The following is a 601-nucleotide window of genomic DNA, read 5'->3' on the forward strand; positions in this document are numbered from 1 at the left end:
CAGGTGGATGCCCGCCGCCCGCGCCATCTGCGCCAGGCGCTGGATCGCCCCCTCGATGTCCTTGCCCGCCACCATCATCAGGTCGGCCATCTCGTCGACCACGATCACGATGTACGGCAGCGGCGCCAGGTCCATCGCCTCCTCGACGAACACGGCTTCACCGGTATGGCGGTCGAAACCGGTCTGGATCGTGCGCGTGATGGTCTCGCCCCGCTCGCGGGCCTCCTTCATGCGGGCGTTGTAGCCGTCGATGTTGCGCACGGCGATCTTGGACATCTTCTTGTAGCGCTCCTCCATCTCGCGCACGGCCCATTTGAGGGCGATGACCGCCTTCTTGGGGTCGATGACCACGGGGGAGAGCAGGTGCGGGATGCCGTCGTAGACCGACAGCTCCAGCATCTTCGGATCGACCATGATCAGGCGGCACTCCTCGGGCTTCAGCCGGTAGAGCAGCGACAGGATCATGGTGTTGATCGCCACCGACTTGCCCGAGCCGGTGGTGCCGGCCACCAGCAGGTGCGGCATGCGCGCGAGGTCGGCGATGATCGGCTCGCCGCCGATGTTCTTGCCCAGGCACAGGGCCAGCTTGTGCTTGCTCTCC

General features: G+C 66.1%; 1 protein-coding gene. It reads right to left on the minus strand.

What is annotated here, in order from left to right; translation table 11 throughout:
* On the minus strand, positions 1-601 hold a 601-nt coding region (locus tag MKK82_RS00005; protein ID WP_279602590.1), incomplete at both ends, for an FtsK/SpoIIIE domain-containing protein.

Source organism: Methylobacterium sp. E-046, assembly GCF_022829625.1.
GTDB lineage: Bacteria > Pseudomonadota > Alphaproteobacteria > Rhizobiales > Beijerinckiaceae > Methylobacterium > Methylobacterium longum.